19 protein-coding genes and 1 tRNA gene are annotated in these 20,048 nt (G+C 74.1%); 15 read left to right on the top strand and 5 right to left on the bottom strand.

The window, feature by feature from the left end:
- Positions 1-16 precede the first annotated feature (16 nt).
- From metG to ACQZ2A_RS05270, 6 genes are all read left to right on the top strand, one after another.
- Positions 17-1,816: a methionine--tRNA ligase gene (gene metG, locus ACQZ2A_RS05295; protein ID WP_430208006.1), complete on the top strand. Its 1,800-nt coding sequence runs from the start codon at positions 17-19 to the stop codon at positions 1,814-1,816.
- A 57-nt stretch (positions 1,817-1,873) separates the two neighbouring features.
- Positions 1,874-2,674: a TatD family hydrolase gene (locus ACQZ2A_RS05290; protein ID WP_430208094.1), complete on the top strand. Its 801-nt coding sequence runs from the start codon at positions 1,874-1,876 to the stop codon at positions 2,672-2,674.
- 327 nt (positions 2,675-3,001) lie between these two features.
- On the top strand, positions 3,002-4,129 hold the full coding sequence (locus ACQZ2A_RS05285) for a transglycosylase family protein (RefSeq protein ID WP_430208003.1): 1,128 nt from the start codon (positions 3,002-3,004) through the stop codon (positions 4,127-4,129).
- 85 nt (positions 4,130-4,214) lie between these two features.
- Positions 4,215-5,087, top strand: coding sequence for a 16S rRNA (adenine(1518)-N(6)/adenine(1519)-N(6))-dimethyltransferase RsmA (gene rsmA, locus ACQZ2A_RS05280; protein WP_430208000.1), 873 nt, complete (start codon positions 4,215-4,217; stop codon positions 5,085-5,087).
- Positions 5,088-5,163: 76 nt separating this feature from the next.
- Positions 5,164-6,093: a 4-(cytidine 5'-diphospho)-2-C-methyl-D-erythritol kinase gene (locus ACQZ2A_RS05275; RefSeq protein ID WP_430207997.1), complete on the top strand. Its 930-nt coding sequence runs from the start codon at positions 5,164-5,166 to the stop codon at positions 6,091-6,093.
- Positions 6,093-7,913, top strand: a complete 1,821-nt coding sequence (locus ACQZ2A_RS05270) for an ABC-F family ATP-binding cassette domain-containing protein (RefSeq protein ID WP_430207994.1) — start codon at positions 6,093-6,095, stop codon at positions 7,911-7,913. The genes ACQZ2A_RS05275 and ACQZ2A_RS05270 overlap by 1 nt, the downstream gene beginning before the upstream one ends.
- Positions 7,914-7,925: 12 nt before the next feature.
- Here the strand turns inward: ACQZ2A_RS05270 and ACQZ2A_RS05265 are convergent, their stop codons facing one another.
- A complete protein-coding gene (locus tag ACQZ2A_RS05265; protein WP_430207992.1) occupies positions 7,926-8,483 on the bottom strand; it encodes a PadR family transcriptional regulator in 558 nt (185 codons plus the stop codon).
- Positions 8,484-8,554: 71 nt separating this feature from the next.
- Between ACQZ2A_RS05265 and ACQZ2A_RS05260 the strand changes: the two genes are divergently transcribed.
- Positions 8,555-9,346, top strand: coding sequence for a hypothetical protein (locus ACQZ2A_RS05260; protein ID WP_430207989.1), 792 nt, complete (start codon positions 8,555-8,557; stop codon positions 9,344-9,346).
- An 11-nt stretch (positions 9,347-9,357) separates the two neighbouring features.
- On the opposite strand, the gene ACQZ2A_RS05255 is transcribed toward ACQZ2A_RS05260, so the two are convergent.
- Positions 9,358-9,858, bottom strand: a complete 501-nt coding sequence (locus tag ACQZ2A_RS05255; RefSeq protein ID WP_430207987.1) for a MarR family winged helix-turn-helix transcriptional regulator — start codon at positions 9,856-9,858, stop codon at positions 9,358-9,360.
- An 88-nt stretch (positions 9,859-9,946) separates the two neighbouring features.
- On the opposite strand from ACQZ2A_RS05255, the gene ACQZ2A_RS05250 reads away from it, so the two are divergent.
- Entirely contained in the window at positions 9,947-10,756 is an 810-nt protein-coding gene (locus ACQZ2A_RS05250) for a methyltransferase domain-containing protein (protein WP_430207985.1), read from the top strand.
- Positions 10,757-10,785: 29 nt separating this feature from the next.
- Here the strand turns inward: ACQZ2A_RS05250 and ACQZ2A_RS05245 are convergent, their stop codons facing one another.
- Positions 10,786-11,388 (bottom strand): TetR/AcrR family transcriptional regulator, encoded by a 603-nt coding sequence (locus ACQZ2A_RS05245; protein WP_430208092.1) that lies wholly within the window; start codon positions 11,386-11,388, stop codon positions 10,786-10,788.
- Between the two features lie 121 nt (positions 11,389-11,509).
- Between ACQZ2A_RS05245 and ACQZ2A_RS05240 the strand changes: the two genes are divergently transcribed.
- The 4 genes from ACQZ2A_RS05240 to ACQZ2A_RS05225 all read left to right on the top strand — a co-directional run bounded on the left by ACQZ2A_RS05240 (position 11,510) and on the right by ACQZ2A_RS05225 (position 14,505).
- Positions 11,510-11,588 (top strand) — tRNA-Gln (locus ACQZ2A_RS05240).
- A gap of 431 nt (positions 11,589-12,019) precedes the next feature.
- Complete coding sequence (locus tag ACQZ2A_RS05235; RefSeq protein ID WP_430207983.1) at positions 12,020-12,268, top strand: hypothetical protein; 249 nt, start codon at positions 12,020-12,022, stop codon at positions 12,266-12,268.
- A 220-nt stretch (positions 12,269-12,488) separates the two neighbouring features.
- Positions 12,489-13,961, top strand: a complete 1,473-nt coding sequence (locus tag ACQZ2A_RS05230) for an MFS transporter (RefSeq protein ID WP_430207980.1) — start codon at positions 12,489-12,491, stop codon at positions 13,959-13,961.
- Positions 13,962-13,977: 16 nt separating this feature from the next.
- Positions 13,978-14,505, top strand: a complete 528-nt coding sequence (locus ACQZ2A_RS05225) for a universal stress protein (RefSeq protein WP_430207978.1) — start codon at positions 13,978-13,980, stop codon at positions 14,503-14,505.
- Positions 14,506-14,511: 6 nt separating this feature from the next.
- Here the strand turns inward: ACQZ2A_RS05225 and ACQZ2A_RS05220 are convergent, their stop codons facing one another.
- Entirely contained in the window at positions 14,512-15,393 is an 882-nt protein-coding gene (locus ACQZ2A_RS05220) for a LysR family transcriptional regulator (RefSeq protein WP_430207975.1), read from the bottom strand.
- An 81-nt stretch (positions 15,394-15,474) separates the two neighbouring features.
- On the opposite strand from ACQZ2A_RS05220, the gene ACQZ2A_RS05215 reads away from it, so the two are divergent.
- Genes ACQZ2A_RS05215 through ACQZ2A_RS05205 form a run of 3 tightly spaced genes read left to right on the top strand, consistent with a single transcriptional unit; the run spans position 15,475 to position 19,295 of the window.
- Positions 15,475-16,773, top strand: a complete 1,299-nt coding sequence (locus ACQZ2A_RS05215) for an MFS transporter (protein WP_430207973.1) — start codon at positions 15,475-15,477, stop codon at positions 16,771-16,773.
- A gap of 45 nt (positions 16,774-16,818) precedes the next feature.
- Positions 16,819-18,294, top strand: coding sequence for a bifunctional UDP-N-acetylglucosamine diphosphorylase/glucosamine-1-phosphate N-acetyltransferase GlmU (glmU, locus tag ACQZ2A_RS05210; RefSeq protein ID WP_430207972.1), 1,476 nt, complete (start codon positions 16,819-16,821; stop codon positions 18,292-18,294).
- On the top strand, positions 18,291-19,295 hold the full coding sequence (locus tag ACQZ2A_RS05205) for a ribose-phosphate diphosphokinase (protein WP_430207971.1): 1,005 nt from the start codon (positions 18,291-18,293) through the stop codon (positions 19,293-19,295). The genes glmU and ACQZ2A_RS05205 overlap by 4 nt, the downstream gene beginning before the upstream one ends.
- A gap of 158 nt (positions 19,296-19,453) precedes the next feature.
- On the opposite strand, the gene ACQZ2A_RS05200 is transcribed toward ACQZ2A_RS05205, so the two are convergent.
- Positions 19,454-20,008, bottom strand: coding sequence for a CGNR zinc finger domain-containing protein (locus ACQZ2A_RS05200; RefSeq protein ID WP_430207970.1), 555 nt, complete (start codon positions 20,006-20,008; stop codon positions 19,454-19,456).
- Positions 20,009-20,048 lie beyond the last annotated feature (40 nt).

Here is a 20,048-nt window from a genome sequence, read left to right as displayed (position 1 = left end):
GCCTAGGATTCTCGGCATGAAGGTCCTCTCCGCCGTCGCCTGGCCGTACGCCAACGGCCCCCGCCACCTCGGCCACGTCGCCGGGTTCGGGGTGCCGTCCGACGTCTTCAGCCGGTACATGCGGATGGCCGGGCACGACGTGCTGATGGTCAGCGGCTCCGACGAGCACGGCACGCCCATCCTCGTGCTCGCCGACCAGGCCGGCGAGACCCCGCGTGAGTTCGTCGACCGCAACCACGCGGTCATCGCCGGCGAGCTCGCCGACCTCGGCTGCTCCTACGACCTCTACACGCGCACGACCACGGCCAACCACTACGGCGTCGCCCAGGAGCTGTTCCGCCAGGTGTGGCAGAACGGGTACATGGTCGAGCAGACCACCCAGGGCGCCATCTCGCCCTCCACCGGCCGCACCCTGCCCGACCGCTACATCGAGGGCACCTGCCCGATCTGCGGCTACGCCGAGGCCCGTGGCGACCAGTGCGACAACTGCGGCAACCAGCTCGACCCCACCGACCTCATCGAGCCCCGCAGCCGGATCAACGGCGAGACACCGGACTTCGTCGAGACCCAGCACTTCCTGCTCGACCTCCCGGCCCTCGCCGACGCGCTGCGCGCCTGGTTGGAGGAGCGGGACGCCTCCGGCACCTGGCGCCCGAACGTCATCAAGTTCAGCCTCAACATCCTCGACGACATCAAGCCGCGGGCGATGACCCGCGACATCGACTGGGGCATCCCCGTGCCGCTCGACGGCTGGCGTGACCTGCCCACCAAGCGCCTCTACGTCTGGTTCGACGCCGTCGTCGGCTACCTGTCGGCGTCGGTCGAGTGGGCCCGCCGGCTCGGCGACCCCGAGCGCTGGCGCGAGTGGTGGAACGACCCCGAGGCCCTGTCGTACTACTTCATGGGCAAGGACAACATCACCTTCCACTCCCAGATCTGGCCCGCCGAGCTGCTCGCCTACGCCGGGAAGGGTTCTCGCGGAGGCGAGCCCGGCGCCTACGGGGTGCTCAACCTCCCCACCGAGGTCGTCTCCAGCGAGTACCTGACGATGGAGGGCCGCCAGTTCTCGACCTCGCGCGGCTACACGGTGCTCGTCCGCGACGTCCTCGACCGCTACGGCCCGGACGGCATCCGCTACTTCATCTGCGCCGCCGGCCCGGAGAACCAGGACGCCAACTTCACCTGGCGCGAGTTCGTGCAGCGCAACAACTCCGAGCTCGTCGCCGGGTGGGGCAACCTCGTGTCGCGGACGGCGGCGATGGTCGCGAAGAACTTCGGGGAGATCCCGCAGCCGGGCGCCCTCGAGCCGGTCGACGAAGAGGTCCGCGCGGCCGTGGTCAACGGGTTCGGTTCCGTCGGAGGGCTACTCGAGCGCCACCGGCAGAAGGCGGCCCTCGCCGAGGCCATGCGCGTGGTCGGCGAGGTCAACGCCTACGTCTCGCGCACCGAGCCGTTCAAGCTCAAGGGCGAGGACCAGCGCGAGCGCCTGGCCACCGTGCTCCACACGCTCGTCCAGTGCGTCAGCGACCTCAACACGATGCTCGCGCCGTTCCTCCCGCACGCGGCCAACCGGGTCCACACGGTGCTCGGCGGCGAGGGCGAGCTCGTCCCGATGCCGCGCCTCGAGACCGTCGCCGGCCTCGACGCCGCCGACGAGGGCCGGGAGTACCCCGTCATCACGGGTGACTACTCGGCGACCCCGCGGTGGGAGTCGCGCCCGGTCGTCGTCGGCACGCCGATCAGCAAGCCGGCCCCGGTCTTCACCAAGCTGGACGAGTCGGTCGTCGACGACGAGCTCGCGCGCGCCGGCGCCTGAGCCGTGACGTCCCAGCCGAGCCGTCGAGGGGAGCCCGAGGCGCCCGACCCGTTACCGATCGCGGTCGTGGACAACCACACCCACCTCGACATCAGCCGCGAGGGCGCCGAGGTGGCGGTCGACGACCTCGGGCCGGTCCTGCGGGCAGCGGCGGCCGTCGGGGTCGACCGGGTGGTCCAGATCGGGTGCGACCTGCCCGGCGCGGAGTTCGCGGTCAACGCTGCCGAGCGCTACCCGTCCGTCCTCGCCGGCGTCGCCCTGCACCCGAACGAGGTCCCCGACCTCGCCGCGGCCGGCCGCCTCGACGCCGCGCTGGCCCGCATCGAGGAGCTCGCCGCCCACCCGCGCGTCCGCGTGGTGGGGGAGACCGGGCTCGACCACTTCCGCACCGGCCCGGAGGGGCACGCCGTGCAGGAGGAGTCCTTCCGGTGGCACGTCGACCTGGCGGAGCGCACCGGCTTGGCCCTGCAGATCCACGACCGCGACGCGCACGCCGACGTGCTCCGCGTCCTCGCCGACGCCGGGGCACCCGACCGCACGGTGATGCACTGCTTCTCCGGGGACCTCGAGATGGCCCGCGAGTGCGTCCGGCGCGGCTACCACCTGTCCTTCAGCGGCACCGTGACCTTCAAGAGCGCCAAGGACCTGCGCGACGCGCTCTCGGTCGTGCCCCTCGAACTGCTGCTCGTCGAGACCGACGCCCCGTACCTCACGCCGCACCCCTGGCGCGGGGCGTCGAACAGCCCGGTGCTCGTGCCGCTGACCGTGCGCGTGATGGCCTCGGTGCTCGGGGTCGCCGTGCCGACGCTGTGCGAGGCGCTCTCGGAGAACGCCGAGCGGCTCTACGGCCCCTGGTGACCGCCCTGGGCGCCGGGCGCGCCCTCCGCATCGGTGAACGGTCGGTTCGTGCTCGGATCCTGTGACCGGTGTGACTGGTGTGATGGATGAGGCGGTGACGGCGTCTCACCCTGAGAGCAGCGCCGTTATCGAAACTTGACCTTTGGGTGGTGCCTCCTGCACGGTGGAGGCTGATGGCCGGGGCCGGAAGCCCCGGACGTCACGGACCGAGCGCCTTTTCGCAGTGCCGCGAGAAGGTGCTTTCGTCCGCTCGGCCCCCTCGCGGCCGAGGCCCACGAGGCTGGCGTCCGGCACCGGTGCCCGGGACGTACCACCCCTGGAGTCCTCTTGCTCTCGCGTTCGATCCGCCACGCCGCCCAGGGCGCGGCCGCTCTCGCCGTCGCCGTCGGTTCCGTCGGTGTGGCCCACTTCGACAAGGCGGTCGCCCTCACGGTCGACGGGTCGCCGCAGTCGGTCCACGTCTTCGGCTCCACCGTCCGCGACGCGCTCGACAAGCAGGGCATCCGCGTGGGTGAGCACGACGTCGTCGTGCCGTCGCTCGACAGCGACATCGGCGACGGCGACCGGATCTCGGTCCGCTACGGGCGCAAGCTCGTCGTGACCCAGGACGGGCGGACCAAGGAGTACTGGACCACCGCCACCACGGTCGATGCCGCGCTCCGTGACCTCGGCGTGCGCGCCGACGGCGCCGTCCTCAGCGCCTCCCGCTCGCAGCCCCTCGGCCGCGGCGGCCTGGCCCTGGCCGTGACGACCCCGAAGAAGGTCACCGTCGTCGTCGACGGCAAGGCCCGCACGGTCTCCACCTCGGCCCCCAAGGTCTCCGGCGTCTTCGGGCAGCTCGGCGTCAACCGCAACGCGACCGACATCGCCGCGCCGGGTCTGGACACCCCGGTCGCCGACGGCATGAAGATCGTCCTCAAGCGCGTCGTCACGAAGACGAAGACCTCCACCGAGGCCGTCCGCTACTCCACGACGAAGCAGTCGGACTCCTCGATGTACGAGGGCACGTCCAAGACCGTCACGCCCGGGAAGAACGGCTCGCGCAAGGTCGTCCGCGAGCTGCGCTACGTCGACGGCAAGCTCACCTCCACCACGGTGCGGTCCGCGACCACGGTCTCGGCGCCGAAGAACGCCGTCGTCAAGGTCGGCACCAAGGCCCGCCCGTCGACCCCGCCGCCGAGCGCGGGCAACACCAGCGGCGCCGGCCTCAACCTCGCCAACGAGGCGATGTGGGACCGCATCGCCCAGTGCGAGTCCAGCGGCAACTGGAGCATCAACACCGGCAACGGCTACTACGGCGGCCTCCAGTTCGCGACTCCCTCGTGGCTGGCCAACGGCGGCGACGACTTCGCCCCGCGCGCCGACCTCGCCTCGCGCGCCGAGCAGATCACCGTGGCCAACCGGTACTACGCCAAGGCCGGCCTGTCCCCCTGGGGCTGCGCCCACGCCGCCTGACGCGACCCACCGGCACGACGAGCCGCCCGCCACGGACCCCGGGGCGGGCGGCTCGCGTCGTGGAGCGGTGCCGGCCCTCGCTAGGGTGACGGCCGTGACCGACGCCCCCGACGCCGCGCTCCTCGGCGCCGCCGAGATCCGCGGCCTCGCCGAGCGCCTCGGCATCCGCCCGACCAAGCAGTGGGGGCAGAACTTCGTCGTCGACGGCAACACCGTGCGCCGCATCGTCCGGGTCTCCGGGGTCGACGCCGACGACGTGGTCGTCGAGGTGGGGCCGGGGCTCGGGAGCCTCACCCTCGCGCTGCTGCCCGCCGTGCGCCGCGTCGTGGCCGTCGAGGTCGACCCGACCCTGGCCCGCGCCCTCCCGGAGACCGTCGCGCAGCACGCCCCGGGACTCACCGACCGCCTCGAGGTGGTCCCCGCCGACGCGCTGGCCGTCACCGCGCTCCCCGGACCGCCCCCGACCGCGCTGGTCGCCAACCTCCCCTACAACGTGTCCGTGCCGGTCGTCCTCCGGATGCTCGAGCGCTTCCCGACCCTGCGGACGGTGCTCGTCATGGTCCAGCTCGAGGTGGCCGAGCGGCTCGCGGCCGGCCCCGGCTCGCGCACCTACGGCGTCCCCAGCGTCAAGGCCGCCTGGTACTCCGACGTCCGCCTCGCGGGCACGGTGCCCCGCAGCGTCTTCTGGCCGGTGCCCAACGTCGACTCCGGCCTCGTCGCGCTCACCCGCCGCGAGCCGCCGGTGACCACCGCCACCCGCGAGGAGGTCTTCGCCGTCGTGGACGCCGCCTTCGCCCAGCGCCGCAAGACCCTCCGGGCGGCGCTCTCCGGGTGGGCCGGCTCGCCGGCGCGGGCCGAGGCGGCGCTCGTCGCGGCCGGCATCGACCCGCGCACCCGTGGCGAGCAGCTCGACGTCGCGGCCTTCGCGCGCGTCGCCGCGGCCCGGGAACCCTCCTGAGCGCCGCCGACGGACCGGTTGGGACGCAAGGAGTCCCAGCCCGCTCCGCCCCTGTGCGTCTGACTAGGGTGAGGCCATGACCTCGGCCCCGCTCGTGCCCGGCCCCGTGACGGTGCGCGTCCCGGCGAAGGTCAACCTCGAGCTGCTCGTCGGCCCGCGCCGCGAGGACGGCTACCACGCGCTCTCCAGCGTGTACCAGGCGCTCAGCCTCTACGACGACCTCACGGTCGGGGAGGCCGACGACTGGGGGGTCACCGTCTCGGGGGCGCTCGCCGACGGCGTGCCCACCGACGACGACAACATCGCGCTGCGTGCGGCCCGCCTCGTCGCCGACCGCTACGACGGCGAGCCGGTGCACATCTCCATCCGCAAGGGCATCCCCGTGGCGGGCGGGATGGCCGGCGGGTCGGCCGACGCCGCCGCCACGCTCGTCGCGCTCGACCACCTGTGGGACCTGGGGCTGGACCGCGAGGAGCTCGAGGGGCTCGCGGCCGAGCTCGGGAGCGACGTCCCGTTCCTCGTCGCCGGCGGCACCGCCATGGGCAGCGGCCGCGGCGAGCTGCTCGCCCCCGTCCTCGCCCGCGGCACCTACCACTGGGTCCTGGCGCTCGCCGACGGCGGCCTCTCGACCCCCGCCGTCTACGCCGAGTGCGACCGGCTCCGCGAGGGCACCGACGTGCCCGAACCCGTCGCCACGCCGGCGCTGATGGCGGCCCTGCGCACGGGGGACCCGCACGAGCTGGCGCCCCAGCTCGTCAACGACCTGCAGGAGGCCGCGGTCAGCCTGCGCCCCGACCTCGGCGAGGTGCTCTCCTCCGGGATGGAGTACGGCGCGCTCGGCGGCGTCGTCTCCGGCTCGGGCCCCACCGTGGCCTTCCTCGTCGAGGGCACCGAGGCCGGCATCGACCTCGCCGTCGCGCTCACCGCGAGCGGGTCGGTCCGCGACGTCCGGCGGGCCAGCGGGCCGGTGCACGGCGCACACGTCATCCACCACCGGGTCGACTAGTGGCCAGCCTCGTCTCCGTCGAGCGCGCCTCCCTGGCCCTCGGCACCGCCCAGGTGCTCGACGCCGTCTCCCTCGGGGTGAACGGCGGCGACCGCATCGGCGTCGTCGGCCGCAACGGCGGCGGCAAGACCACGCTGCTGCGGGTGCTCTCCGGCAGCCGCGCCCCGGACGACGGCCGGGTCGCGCGCACCGGAGGCCTGCGCATCGGGGTGCTGTCCCAGGAGGACACCCTCGATGCCTCGGCCACCGTGCGCGACTCCGTCCTGGGGGACCTCGCCGAGCACGAGTGGGCCGCCGACCCGCGCGTGCGCGACGTCCTCGTCGGCCTGCTCGGCGGCCTCGACGCGCCCGTCGTCGGCGGGATGGAGGCCACCGTCGGGCCGCTCTCGGGCGGGGAGCGGCGTCGGGTGGCACTCGCGGCCCTGCTCGTCGACCGACCCGACCTGCTGCTCCTCGACGAGCCGACGAACCACCTCGACGTCGAGGGCGTCGCCTGGCTGGCCGAGCACCTCGCCGGCTCCTACGCGCGGCCGGACACCGGCCTGGTCGTCATCACCCACGACCGGTGGTTCCTCGACGCCGTCGCGACGCAGACGTGGGAGGTCGAGGACGGCCGGGTGCACCAGTACGAGGGCGGGTACGCGGCCTTCGTCCTGGCCAAGGCCGAGCGCGAGCGGATGGCCGGCGTCATCGCCGACCGCCGCGACAACCTGCTGCGCAAGGAGCTGGCCTGGCTGCGGCGCGGCCCGCCCGCGCGCACGAGCAAGCCGAAGTTCCGCATCGACGCCGCCAACGCGCTCATCGCCGACGAGCCGCCGGCGCGCGACGACGTCGAGCTGATGCGCTTCGCCTCCACCCGGCTCGGCAAGGACGTCGTCGACCTGCTCGATGCCCGGCTCTCGGTCGGCGACCGTGTGCTCCTCGAGCGCTTCACGTGGCGGCTGGGCCCCGGCGACCGGGTGGGGCTGGTCGGGGTCAACGGCGCCGGCAAGTCGACGTTGCTGCGCGCGCTCGTGGGCGAGGTGCCGCTGGCCGCGGGGAAGCGGAGGGTCGGCATCACGGTGCGGATGGCGGTCCTCACCCAGGAGGTCCGCGAGCTCGACGCCTGGGCCGACCGGCGGGTCATCGAGGCCGTCGAGGACGTGCGCTCGGTCGTGCGGCTCGGGCGCAAGGAGCTCTCGGCCTCGCAGCTCGCGCAGCGCCTGGGCTTCACCGGGCCGCGCCAGCAGACCCGCGTCGGCGACCTGTCCGGTGGCGAGCGGCGCCGGCTCCAGCTGACCCGCCTGCTGATGGACGAGCCCAACGTCCTGCTCCTCGACGAGCCGACCAACGACCTCGACATCGAGACGCTCACCTCGCTCGAGGACCTGCTCGACGGCTGGGCCGGCACCCTCGTCGTCGTCTCGCACGACCGCTACCTGCTCGAGCGGGTCTGCGACCGCCAGCTCGCGCTGCTCGGCGACGGCGTGCTGCGCGACCTCCCGGGTGGGGTCGAGGAGTACCTCCGGCTGCGCCACGAGCTCGTCGAGCGCGGCGGCGGGACCCGCGAGGTGCCCGCCACGGGTGAGGCCCCGGCGCCCGCCGCCCCGGCCGCCGGACCGAACCCCGCCGCGGCGCGCGAGGCCCGCAAGGTGATGGCGCGGGTCGAGAAGCAGCTGGCGCGGCTGGCCCAGCGCGAGGACCGCCTCCACGCCGCGATGGCCGAGGCCGCCACCGACCACGAGCGGGTGCTCGGGCTGAACCGCGAGCTGCGCGAGGTCGTCGACGAGCGCGAGGTCCTCGAGCTCGAGTGGCTCGAGGCCGCCGACGTCGTCGGCTGACTCGGCGCGGGTTCAGGGGCGGTCGGCGGCGGTGAGCTCGGCGAGCATCCAGTCGCACCACTCCAGCGCGGCCCGCCGCGTCAGCACCCCGCCGACGAGCGTGAGCCGGCTCGCGAAGTCGGGGGCCGCCGGGTCGTGGGCGGCCGCGACGCCGTCGAGCGTCGCGAGGTCGGCCTCGTAGGCCGCGAGCCGCTCGGCGTGGCCGGCGCGCACCCGGCGCACGAGGTCGGTCGCCGCCTCGGCGTCCACGAGCCACACCGACCACAGCCGTAGGACCTCGAGGTCGCGGACCGGCTGGGGCTCGAGCTCGGCGGCGACCCAGGTCCGCAGCGCCTCGGTGCCGACCGCGGTCGGACGGTAGCGCTTGGTCGCCCGCGGCCCGCGGCCCGGCACGACCTCGTGCTCGACGAGGCCGTCGGCCTCCAGGCGGGCCAGCTCCGGGTAGACCTGGCTGTGGCCCGCGGTCCAGAACCAGCCGACGGGGCGCTGCATCCGCCGGGCCAGGTCGTAGCCGGTGGACGGCCGGCGGGCGAGCAGCCCGAGCAGCGCGTGGCCGAGGTCCGAGGGCATGGACGCAGGCTAGTGCCATATGTCAGAGTCGACATATGCGATGGGGCGGGTGGGCGACGGGAGTGCTGGCGATGGCGGTCCTCGGGGGGTGCGCGGGCGGCCCCGGGGCCGGGAACGGGCCGGGAGACGGGTCCTCGCGCGGACCGTCGCGCACCGTCACGCCGCTGCCCACCGCGGCCCCGGCGACGGTCGCCGAGCGCTGCTTCGTCGACGGGCCGGGCGACCTCGAGCCCCTGGAGGCCGCGGACGGGTCGGCGCTCACCTCGGTGGCGTACGGGGCGGGCACGGTGGCCGTGGTGCTGCTGCACCAGACCGGCGCCGGCGGGCTGTGCGGATGGGTGCCCTACGCGCGCTGGCTCGGCGAGCGCGGGGTGCTGGCGCTGGCCGTCGACGACTGCGTCCACGGCGCCTCCCGGTGCACCCCTGCGCTCACCGGCGACACCCGCGGTCAGGTCGCGGCGGCGGTCGACGCCGCCCGGGCGCGCGGGGCATCCGCGGTGGCGGTGGTCGGGGCGTCGATGGGCGGGGCCCGCGCCCTCGGGGTGGGTCAGGCGGCCGGCGCGGACGCGGTCGTCGACCTCTCCGGGCCGGACCGCTGGCAGGGGGTGCCGGACGCCGTCGAGGCGGGGCGGGCCACCACCGTGCCGCTGCTCGTCGTCTCCTCGGACGGCGACACGGGCATCGACGGGGGCGTCCTCGACGACGCGGTGGCGGCGTCACCGGCACGGGTCGCGGACCGGTGGCGCCTCGAGGGCGACCGGCACGGCTGGGACGTCGTGACCGACGGGGTCGGCAACGACGCCACCGTCTCGTCCGAGGGCGGACGCGTGCTGGCGTGGGTGCGGGCGGCCCTCTCCGGCTGAGGGGGGCCGGGTCAGCCGGTGCCGGACTCGAAGGGCCGCAGGAGCCGGCGCAGCAGGTCGGCGAGCAGCTCGCGCTCGGCCGGCTCGAGCTCGGAGAGCAGGTCGCGCTCGTGGGCCAGCAGCTCGGCGAGCGCGGAGTCGACGACGGCCATCCCGTCGCGGGTCAGCCGGACGAGCACGCCGCGCCGGTCGGCGGGGTCGGGGTGGCGCTCGACGAAGCCGCGCGCCGCGAGCCGGTCGACCCGGTTGGTCATCGTCCCGCTCGTCACGAGCGTCTCGCTGACCAGCTGGCCGGGGCTCAGCTCGTGGGGGTCGCCGGTGCGGCGCAGGGCCGAGAGCACGTCGAACTCCCACGAGTCCAGGCCGGTGCCGGCGAAGGCGCGACCGCGGGCGAGGTCGAGCCGACGGGCCAGGCGGGAGATGCGCGAGAGCACCTCGAGGGGGGTGACGTCGAGGTCGGGACGCTCCCGGCGCCACGCCGAGACGATACGGTCGACGTCGTCAGCGGGCATGCGGCGATGCTACTCCCCGTCAAGTTTCTTGACATCGAGATACATCACGCGGCACGGTGGCGGCAGCACGTCTCGTCGAGGAGGACGCATGAGGAGCAGCCCCAGCTGGGACCCTGCGGCGTACGGCCGCTTCGCCGCGCAGCGCGCCCGGCCGCTGGCCGACCTCGTGGCGCAGGTGGGTGCCGATGCCCCGGGGCTCGTCGTCGACCTCGGCTGCGGCCACGGTCCGGCCACGCTCTCGCTCGCCGCCCTGTGGCCGGAGGCGCGCGTCGTCGGCGTCGACTCGGCCGAGTCGATGATCGAGGCCGCCACCGACCTCGACACGGCCGGGCGCGCCGAGTGGGTCCAGTCCGACCTGCGCGCGTGGGACCCCGCGTCGCTCGGCGGGGCGCCCGACGTCGTCGTCACGAACTCCACCCTCCAGTGGGTCCCGGGCCACCTCGACCTCGTCGACGCCTGGGTCGACGCCCTCGCGCCCGGGGGATGGTTCGCGCTCCAGGTGCCCGGCAACTTCGACGCCCCGAGCCACCGCCTGATGCGCGAGACCGCCGAGGAGCACCCGCGCGGCGGCGAGCTCACCGCGGCCCTCGACGTCCCGTCCGTCGGGGAGCCCGCCACCTACCTGCGCCTGCTGACCCGCCTCGGGTGCTCGGTCGACGCGTGGGAGACCACCTACGTCCACGTCCTCGACCCGGAGGCCGAGGACGAGAACCCGGTCCTCACCTGGGTGACCGCCACGGGGCTGCGCCCGGTGCTCGACCTGCTCGACGACGACGAGGAGCGGGCGGCCTTCCTCGAGCCCTACGGCGCGGCGCTGCTCGAGGCCTACCCGCGCACCTCGGCCGGCGTCCTGTTCCCGTTCCGCCGGGTGTTCGCGGTGGCGCACAAGGACTCCTGAGCGCCGGCGCCACGGCGTCGCGCCCGGGGTCAGTCCTCGCGCGACGTGAGGGTCGGCTTCGGCTCGAGCCCGGTGAGCCCGTTCCAGGCGAGGTTGACGACGTGCGCCGCCACCTCGTGCTTCTTGAACTTGCGGTTGTCGAGCCACCACTGGCCGACGAGCGCGATCATCCCGACGAGCATCTGCGCGTACATCGGCGCGGCCTTGGGGTCGAGGCGGTGCTCCTTGAACTGGGCGGCGAGGATGTGCTCGACCTGGCTCGCGATGTCGCTCATGAGGCTCGCGAACGAGCCGGTGGCCTGACCGGCCGGGCTGTCCCGCACCAGGATCCGGAAGCCGTCGGCGTTGTTCTCGACGTAGTCGAGCAGGGCCAGGGCGGCGCGCTCGACGATCTGGCGCGAGGAGGTCCCGGCGTCGAGGGCGGAGGTCACGCCGCTGAGCAGGGCCTGGATCTCGCGGTCGACGACGACGGCGTAGAGCCCCTCCTTGCCGCCGAAGTGCTCGTAGACGACCGGCTTGGAGACACCGGCCGAGGCGGCGATCTCCTCGATGGTGGCGCCCTCGAAGCCGCGGTCCGCGAAGTGCTTGCGGCCGATGCCGACCAGCTGCTCGCGGCGCTCGCGCCCCGTCATCCGGGACCGCGAGGTCCGTCCCTTCTTGGCCCCCGAGTCGTCACTCACCGTGACATTGTGCCGTGCGCGGGGGTGGCCGGCGCTCCACTACCCTCGTCGGAGCCGCTCGTGAGGGCGGCGGTCCCCGGTTGGTCTGCTGGTAGGGCCCGCCTGACTTTGAATCAGGACAAGCGACGTAGGTTCGATTCCTACCCGGGGAGCCGCGCTGCGATCGCGCGGAGCGCGACCGCAGCGACGCTCCCCGGGTGGAACCAGGGAGCGGCAGCGCGGCACCGAGGAACGAGGTGCCGCGCGGACGCGGCGCCTACCCGGGGAGCCGCGCCGCGATCGCGCGGACGCGGCGCCTACCCGGGGAGCGCGGCCCGGGCGCGGCGTGGAGCACGACTTGCCGCCGGGCAGTGGAGCAGCCGTCCACCAACTGACACATTCGTCGGTTGTCGTCACTCGGGGGGCACCAGCGCTGGGGCGCGAGGGGCTGGTGGGGCCCGTGGTGCTGGTGGTGCACGCGAGCCGGCCCGGCATCGACCGTTCGGCCGATCCGCCGGTCAAACGTTCGGTCGGGATCTTCCCCTGCGGGCTGCCGAGTCGGCAGGATGGTGGTACACGCCACACACCGCGGGGAGCAGGGGCCATGAACCTCGAGATGATGACGCAGACGCTGCGATGGACCTTCTGGTCCTTCGTCTACCTCGCGGTGGTGATGTTCGCCCTCGTCCTCTGTCTCGGGTCGATGGCACCGTACCTCCCGATCTGGGCGCGCTGGGCCGCCTTCGGCGTCTTCGTCGTCGGCATCCTCGCCGACGTCCGGGCCAAGACGCACCCGTCGCCGCGGCGTCCGCCCGCCGCCGGCGAGTCCGTCCCGGTGCGCAGGCGTTCCTGACCCTGCCCCCACGCTGCCGCCGCCCCTTGCTGAATCCCTGCTGAGGGGGGCGGCGGCGCCTGTGTGAACGCCCCTGCACCGGAACCTCCGTCGGTGCAGGGGCGGGTCTACGTTCGCAGGTGGCCCGCCCCACGACGGCCCGCCGCCGGTGGCGGCGCGGACGCGCGAGGGGGACCACCGCCCGGGTCCCCGGGGGGAGGACCGCGAGAAGGGACGTGCCGTGACGACGGCGGAGACGACGCAGGACAAGCCGGTCAGGAGCCTCATCCCGGCCCGCATGCACGACATGCCGTGGGTGAAGTTCCACTGGCTGGTGATCTTCGGCCTGGGGACCGCGTGGATCCTCGACGGGCTCGAGGCGCAGATCGTCGCGGCGGGCGGCTTCGAGAAGTCCCTCGACATGAGCGCAGCGGACGTCGGGCTGGCCGGCACGGTCTACCTCGTCGGGCAGGTGTTCGGCGCCGTCCTCTTCGGCCGGCTCACCGACACCCTCGGGCGCAAGAAGCTCTTCACCCTCACCCTGGCGCTCTACCTCGTCGCCGCCGCGGCCGCCGGCCTCGCCCCGAACATGTGGATGTTCCTGCTCTTCCGGTTCATCTCCGGCATGGGCATCGGCGGCGAGTACTCCGCGGTGAACTCGGCCGTCGACGAGCTGATCCCCGGGCGCTTCCGCGGCCGCGTGGACCTCGCGATCAACGGCACGTACTGGGCGGGCGCGGCCATCGGCGCCTTCGCCTCGACGATCCTGCTCGACACCGAGCGTTTCGACCAGAACCTCGGCTGGCGCATCGCGTTCTTCATCGGCCCGATCCTCGGCCTCGGCATCATCTACCTGCGCCGGCACATCCCCGAGAGCCCGCGCTGGATGGTCACCCACGGCAAGGGGGAGGAGGCCGAGAAGGTCGTCTCCGCCCTCGAGGACGAGGTGCGCGCGGCCGGCAAGGAGCTGCCCGAGCACCACGACGACGACGCGATGTGGATCAAGCCGCGCGAGGGGCTGACGCCCAAGCAGCTGCGGTACGTGTTCTTCTCGATGTACCCGACGCGCACCGTGCTCGGGGCGACCCTGATGATCACGCAGAGCTTCCTCTACAACGCGATCTTCTTCACCTACGCCCTCGTCCTGCAGAACTTCTACGACAAGACGCCGTCGCAGGCCGCGCTCTACTTCTTCCCGTTCGCCATCGGCAACCTGCTCGGGCCGTTGCTGCTCGGGCCGCTCTTCGACACGGTCGGGCGACGCCGGATGATCACCGGCTGCTACGCCTTCGCCGGTGTCGTGCTGGCGATCTCGGCGTGGCTCTTCCAGCAGGACGCGATCTCGGCGGGCATCCACACGGTGTTCTGGTGCGTCGCGTTCTTCTTCGCCTCGGCCGGCGCGTCGGCGGGCTACCTCACCGTCTCCGAGATCTTCCCGCTCGAGGTGCGCGGGCAGGCCATCTCCTACTTCTTCGCCATCGCCCAGGTGTTCGGCGCCATCGGCCCGGTCTTCTACGGCTGGCTGATCGGCGACGGCAAGGACCGCACGCCGATGTTCTACGGATACCTCATCGCGACCGCGATCATGCTCGTCGGGGCCGCCGTCGCGTGGGTGTGGGGTGTCGACGCCGAGAACAAGTCCCTCGAGGAGATCGCGCCGCCGCTCACCAGCTACGACGAGCAGGGCAACGAGACCGTCAAGCTCCCGGTGTGAGAGAGGCAGGTTCGCGATGACCGAGCACGTCTACACCATCGTCGTCGGCGTGAGCCCCGGCTCGGCCTCGCCCACGGCGCTGCGCTGGGCGCACGAGCAGGCGACCCTGCGCGGAGGCCGGGTCGTCGCGGTCCGGGCCTGGCGCACCACCGGGCCGCAGGCGACGCCGTCGGGCACCACCGCGACCCGCGTGCCGTCGAGCGCCGCCACCGAGGCCGAGGCGACGAGCCGGCTCGTCGCCGACGTCTCGGGGGTCCTCGGCGACGACCACGGGGTCGAGCTGCGCGTCGTGCGCGGCGACCGGCGCCGCGCCCTCCTGGACGCCGCCCGCGACGCCGACCTGCTGGTCGTCGACGCCCCACGATCGATGGCCTCCGCGCCGCTGTTCGCGCACCGGCTGGTCTACGCGGCGCCCTGCCCGGTCGTCGTCATGCCGCCTCGCATCTCGGGCGAGCCGGAGACGGCCCTCGAGAAGGCGGGGTGGGCCGCGGTCCGGGCCGCCGGGAGCGCCGGGCGCCCAGGCCTCGGCACCGTCCGGGACTGACCGCGCTCAGAGCCCGCCGCCGCGGCGCCGGTCCCGGACGAACGCGAGCAGGCGGGCGGCCGGGGGCGCGAGCTCGTGGTCGGCGCGCCACGTGAGGCCGATGGTCCGTCGGGCGCGTGGGGCGTCCAGGGCGATGCCCACGCTGCCGCTGGCGCCGGCGAACTGCTCCGGCACGAGCGCGATGCCGAGCCCGGCCGCGACGAGTCCCTCGATGGTCGCGAGGTCGGCGCTCTCGAAGGCCACGTCCGCGGTGACGCCGGCCTCGGCGAGCAGCGAGTCGACGATCGTCCGGAAGCCGAAGCCGACGGGTGTCGTCACCAGGCCCTCGCCGGCCAGGTCGGCCACGCGCAGCCGCCGGCGGCGGGCCCACCGGTGCGACGGTGGCACGACCACGACCAGGCGCTCCTCCTGGAGCGGCAGCCAGGCGAACGGTCCGTCGGGACGCGGGGAGGTGACGGCCAGCTCGGAGGTGCCCGAGCGCAGGTCCGCGAGGATCTCGTGGTTGGGCTCCTGACGCAGCACGACGCGCACCCGCGGCGCCTCCTCGTGGAAGGCGCGCAGCAGGCGCGGGACGAGCGAGGTCGCCATCGAGTCGAGGAAGGCGAGGCGGACGACCCCACCCTCGGGGTCGAGCCGGCCGTCGACCTCCGCGCGGAGCCGCCGCCACCGCTCCGTCACCTCGCGGGCCGCCTCGACGACGAGCCTGCCGTCGGGCGTCGTCACGACGCCGTGGGGGAGACGCTCGAACACCCGTGTCCCGAGCTCGGTCTCGACGCGGGCGACGGTGCGCGAGAGCGTGGGCTGGCTCGTGCCGAGGGCGGCCGCGGTGTCGGTGACGTGGCCGAGGCCGTCGAGGGCCACGAGCCACTCGAGGTCGCGCAGGTCCATCCCGACATCATACGGATCACGCATCGACAGACGACATGGACGACATTGGACGTATCGCCCCTGCGCCCGCACCGTGGACGGATGACCACCGAAGCGCCGGAGGCGCCGGCGACCGCTCCGCCGGCCACCCACGCCGGACACGAGGCCGGCAGCCCCGAGCACCGACGCGTCGTCCTGGCGCTCTTCGCCGCCGGCATCGCCACCTTCGTCCTGCTCTACTCCACCCAGGCGCTCTTCCCGCTGCTCGCCGACGACTTCGGGGTCTCGCGCGCCGCGAGCACCTGGTCGCTGTCCGCGACGACGGCGGGGCTGGCCCTGGCCCTGCTCGTGGTGGGGCCGGTCTCGGACCGCGTCGGCCGGACCCGCATCGTCCACCTCTCGCTCGCGGCGTCGACGCTCGTCGCGGCGGCCTGCGCACTGGCGCCCACGTGGCCGGCGCTCGTCGGGCTGCGGGCCCTCCAAGGGGTGGCCCTCGCCGGGCTGCCGGCCGTCGCCACCGCCTACCTGCGCGAGGAGCTGCACCCCTCCACGCAGGCCCGCGCCGCCGGGCTCTACATCGGGGGCACCGCCGTCGGCGGGATGGCCGGGCGGCTCGTCACCGGTCCCGTCGCGGAGGTGGCCGGGTGGCGGTGGGCGCTGGCGGGCGCCGCCGCGCTGGGCCTGGGCTGTGCCGTCGTCGTCCGCCTGCTGCTGCCACCGTCGCGGGGGTTCGTCCCGGCCGGTGCCGGCGCCCGGGCCGCCCTGCGTCGGGCCCGGCTCGCCGTCTCCGACCCCGCGCTCCTCGCGCTCTACGCCGTCGGCGCGTGCGCGGTCGGTGCCTTCACGGCCGTCTTCAACACGATGGGCTTCCGCGTCGAGGGAGCCCCGTTCCACCTGGGCCTGGGCGCGGCCAGCCTGCTCTTCCTCGTCTACCCGGCCGGCACCGTCGGGTCAGCGCTCGCCGGCCGGCTCGCCGACAGGTGGGGCCGGCGGGCGGTGGCCCCGGTCGGGGTGCTCCTCGCCCTCGCCGGCTTGGCGCTGACCCTCTCCGACCGGCTCGCCGTGGTCGTCACCGGCGTCGCCGTGCTCACCGCCGGCTTCTTCGTCGTGCACGGGCTCGCGAGCGGATGGGTGCCCGCGCGGGCGCACGCGGGCCGGGTCGCCGCCGGGCAGGCGGCCTCCTTCTACCTGTTCTCCTACTACCTCGGCGCCTCGGGGTTCGGCGCCCTCGCCGCCCACCTGTGGGCCTCCGACGGGTGGCCCGGGGTCACGGTGCTCGCGGCATCCCTGCTCCTCGCCGGTGGGCTGCTCACCCTCGCCCTGCGCCGCCTGCCCGTCCTCGCCGCCGCCTCCGCCGGGGTGCCCACCCTGGCGGCCGGGGGACCCGCGCCGCGGCGGTAGCATGGCGCCCGGCCCGTGGCACCGACCTCACCTGGAGCACAGCGCGTGAACGCGACCCGACCGGCCGCCGTCATCGTCCTCGCCGCAGGCGAGGGGACGCGGATGAAGTCCTCGACCCCCAAGGTCCTCCACCGCATCGGCGGGACGACCCTCCTCGGCCACGCGGTCCGCGCCGCGCGCGCCACGCAGGCCGAGCACGTCTCGGTCGTCGTGCGCCACGAGCGCGACCGGGTCGTCGAGTTCTGCACCTCCTTCGACGCCGGGCTCGTCATCGCCGACCAGGACGAGGTCAAGGGCACCGGGCGCGCCGTCGAGTGCGGCCTCGACGTCCTCCCCGCGGACCTCGCCGGCACCGTCCTCGTCACCTACGGCGACGTGCCGCTCCTCAGCGGCGAGACCCTCGTCGCGCTCACCGAGGCGCACACCGCGTCCGGCAGCGCCGTCTCGGTCGTCACCGCGCACCTGCCCGACCCCACCGGGTACGGCCGGATCGTCCGGGACGCCGACGGCCACGTCGCGCGCATCGTCGAGCAGAAGGACGCCAGCGAGGACGAGCGCGCGCTCACCGAGATCAACTCGGGCATCTACGCCTTCGACGCCGCGCTGCTGCGCGAGGCGCTGGCGCGGGTCGGCACCGACAACGCGCAGGGAGAGAAGTACCTCACCGACGTCGTGCAGATCGCCCGCGAGGACGGCCGGGCGGTGGGCGCGCACGTCATCGACGACCCGTGGCAGACCGAGGGCGTCAACGACCGCGTGCAGCTGGCGGCGCTCGGCAAGGAGCTCAACCGCCGCGTCTGCGAGCAGCACATGCGTGCGGGCGTGACCATCGTCGACCCCGCCACGACGTGGGTCGACGTCGACGTCACCATCGGCCGCGACACCACCGTGCTGCCCGGCACCCAGCTGCTCGGGGCGACGAGCATCGGGGAGGGCGCGAGCATCGGCCCGGAGGTCACGCTCACCGACACCGAGGTCGGCGACGGCGCCGAGGTGACCCGCGCGGTGGCGAACCTCGCGGTGATCGGCGACGGCGCCACGGTCGGGCCGTACTCGTACCTGCGGCCGGGGACCCGGCTCGGCACTCGGGGCAAGATCGGCGGCTTCGTCGAGACCAAGAACGCCGACATCGGCGAGGGCGCCAAGGTCCCGCACCTCACCTACGCCGGCGACGTCACCATCGGCGAGGGCGCGAACATCGGGGCGGGCACGATCTTCGCCAACTACGACGGCGTCGCGAAGCACCACTCCACGGTCGGGGCGCACAGCTTCGTCGGGTCGCACACGGTCGTGGTCAGCCCGGTCCACGTCGCCGACGGCGCCTACGTGGCGGCCGGCAGCGCCCTGACCCAGGACGTCGAGCCCGGCCAGATCGCGGTGGCGCGGGGGCGCCAGCGCAACGTCGACCGCTGGGTCGAGCGCGCCCGGGCGGGGACGCGCACCGCGGAGGCCGCCGCGCGCGCCCGCGCCGCACAGCAGAGCCCGGACACCGACCCGACCCCGGAGGACCCCACCCCGTGAGCAAGGACACCCGACCGCCCTCGGCCAACATCCGGAAGCGGCCCAAGAAGCAGCTGATGGTCTTCTCCGGTCGGGCCAACCCCGGTCTCGCGCAGGAGGTCGCGGCCCAGCTGGGCACCGAGCTCGTGCCGACCAGCGCCTACGACTTCGCCAACGGCGAGATCTACGTGCGCTTCGAGGAGTCGGTGCGCGGCTCGGACGCCTTCGTCATCCAGAGCCACACGAGCCCGATCAACGAGAACATCATGGAGCACCTGCTCATGGTGGACGCGCTCAAGCGGGCCAGCACCAAGCGGATCACCGTGGTCATGCCGTTCTACGGGTACGCGCGCCAGGACAAGAAGCACCGTGGCCGCGAGCCGATCTCGGCCCGCCTCGTCGCCGACATGTTCAGGACGGCCGGCGCCGACCGGCTGATCTGCGTCGACCTGCACACCGACCAGATCCAGGGCTTCTTCGACGGGCCGGTCGACCACCTCATGGCCATCCCGGTGCTCTCCGAGTACGTCGCCCGCAAGTACGGCGACGAGCACCTCGCCGTCGTCTCGCCGGACGCCGGTCGCATCAAGGTCGCCGAGCAGTGGTCCAAGCGGCTCGGCGGCGCCCCGCTGGCCTTCATCCACAAGACCCGCGACATCAACCGGCCGAACGAGATGGTCGCCAACCGCGTCGTCGGCGACGTGCGCGGCCGCGTCTGCGTGCTCGTCGACGACATGATCGACACCGGCGGCACCATCACCAAGGCCGCCGACGCGCTGATGGCCGACGGCGCCAAGGACGTCGTCATCGCCGCGACGCACGCGATCCTCTCCGAGCCGGCCGTCGAGCGGCTGCAGGCGTGCTCGGCCCGCGAGGTCATCGTGACCAACACCCTCCCGATCCCGCCGGAGAAGGAGTTCGAGGGCCTGACGACGCTTTCGATCGCGCCGCTCATCAGCGCGGCCGTCAAGGAGGTCTTCGAGGACGGCTCGGTGACGAGCCTCTTCGGCGGCCGCGCCTGACCCCGGCCGCTCCAGCCCGGAGCCGTCCACGAATCGTCGAATGTGTCGATTCATGGACGGGGGTGCCCGGCCACACGTCCACGAATCGTCGAATGTGTCGATTCATGGACGGGGGTGCCCGGCCCCATGAGTCGGCGGCCGCGCCTGACCCCCGGCGCTCAGGCCTCGGCGGCCTTGCGGGCGCGGTAGGCCGCGACGTTCGCGCGCGTGCCGCAGGTGCCGTCGCAGAACTTGCGGGACCGGTTGCGGGACAGGTCGATCACCAGGTCCTCGCAGTCCTCGCCGGCGCACACCCGCAGCCGGTCGACCTCGTCGGCGCGGATGACGTCGACGAGCGCCATCCCCACCTCGACGCGGACCCGCTGCTCGAGCGGGGCGTCGTCGGACGTGGCGTGCACGTGCCAGCCGAGCGCGCCGTGCCGCACGAGCCGGGGGAGCGCGCCGCCCTCGGCGAGCAGGGCGTTGGCCTCCGCCACCAGGGCCTCGTCGCGCAGGGACCACAGCCGGCGCAGCCGGGGACGCAGCTCGTGGACGGCCTCGAGCTCGGCCGCCGACGACGGCCGCCGGCCCGTCCACTCCCAGCGGTCGAACCAGGCCCGCAGCGCGGCGAGGTCGGGGAGCTCCTCGCGGTCCTCGGCGCCGAGGCCCGGACCGGTGTTGGCCAGCGCCGCGGCGTGCGCGAGCGTGACGTCCGTGTCAGCAGTGAAAACCATCTTGACTCCTGACAGGTGAAGGCCCTAGCGTCATGACCGT

This window comes from Phycicoccus avicenniae, from assembly GCF_050496545.1.
Lineage (GTDB): Bacteria > Actinomycetota > Actinomycetes > Actinomycetales > Dermatophilaceae > Phycicoccus > Phycicoccus avicenniae_A.
The sequence above is the reverse complement of the archived record's forward strand: the minus strand, read 5'-3'. Positions and strand labels throughout refer to the sequence as shown.

What these genes read in the sequence shown, in the direction of transcription:
- ACQZ2A_RS05255 (WP_430207987.1), bottom strand. Translation starts at nt 9,858, where the DNA reads ATGCCCGCTGACGACGTCGACCGTATCGTCTCGGCGTGGCGCCGGGAG.
- ACQZ2A_RS05235 (WP_430207983.1), top strand. Translation starts at nt 12,020, where the DNA reads ATGAACCTCGAGATGATGACGCAGACGCTGCGATGGACCTTCTGGTCC.
- ACQZ2A_RS05200 (WP_430207970.1), bottom strand. Translation starts at nt 20,008, where the DNA reads ATGGTTTTCACTGCTGACACGGACGTCACGCTCGCGCACGCCGCGGCG.
- ACQZ2A_RS05220 (WP_430207975.1), bottom strand. Translation starts at nt 15,393, where the DNA reads ATGGACCTGCGCGACCTCGAGTGGCTCGTGGCCCTCGACGGCCTCGGC.
- ACQZ2A_RS05245 (WP_430208092.1), bottom strand. Translation starts at nt 11,388, where the DNA reads ATGACGGGGCGCGAGCGCCGCGAGCAGCTGGTCGGCATCGGCCGCAAG.
- ACQZ2A_RS05275 (WP_430207997.1), top strand. Translation starts at nt 5,164, where the DNA reads ATGACCTCGGCCCCGCTCGTGCCCGGCCCCGTGACGGTGCGCGTCCCG.
- ACQZ2A_RS05215 (WP_430207973.1), top strand. Translation starts at nt 15,475, where the DNA reads ATGACCACCGAAGCGCCGGAGGCGCCGGCGACCGCTCCGCCGGCCACC.
- ACQZ2A_RS05225 (WP_430207978.1), top strand. Translation starts at nt 13,978, where the DNA reads ATGACCGAGCACGTCTACACCATCGTCGTCGGCGTGAGCCCCGGCTCG.
- metG (WP_430208006.1), top strand. Translation starts at nt 17, where the DNA reads ATGAAGGTCCTCTCCGCCGTCGCCTGGCCGTACGCCAACGGCCCCCGC.
- ACQZ2A_RS05260 (WP_430207989.1), top strand. Translation starts at nt 8,555, where the DNA reads ATGGCGGTCCTCGGGGGGTGCGCGGGCGGCCCCGGGGCCGGGAACGGG.
- ACQZ2A_RS05265 (WP_430207992.1), bottom strand. Translation starts at nt 8,483, where the DNA reads ATGCCCTCGGACCTCGGCCACGCGCTGCTCGGGCTGCTCGCCCGCCGG.
- ACQZ2A_RS05250 (WP_430207985.1), top strand. Translation starts at nt 9,947, where the DNA reads ATGAGGAGCAGCCCCAGCTGGGACCCTGCGGCGTACGGCCGCTTCGCC.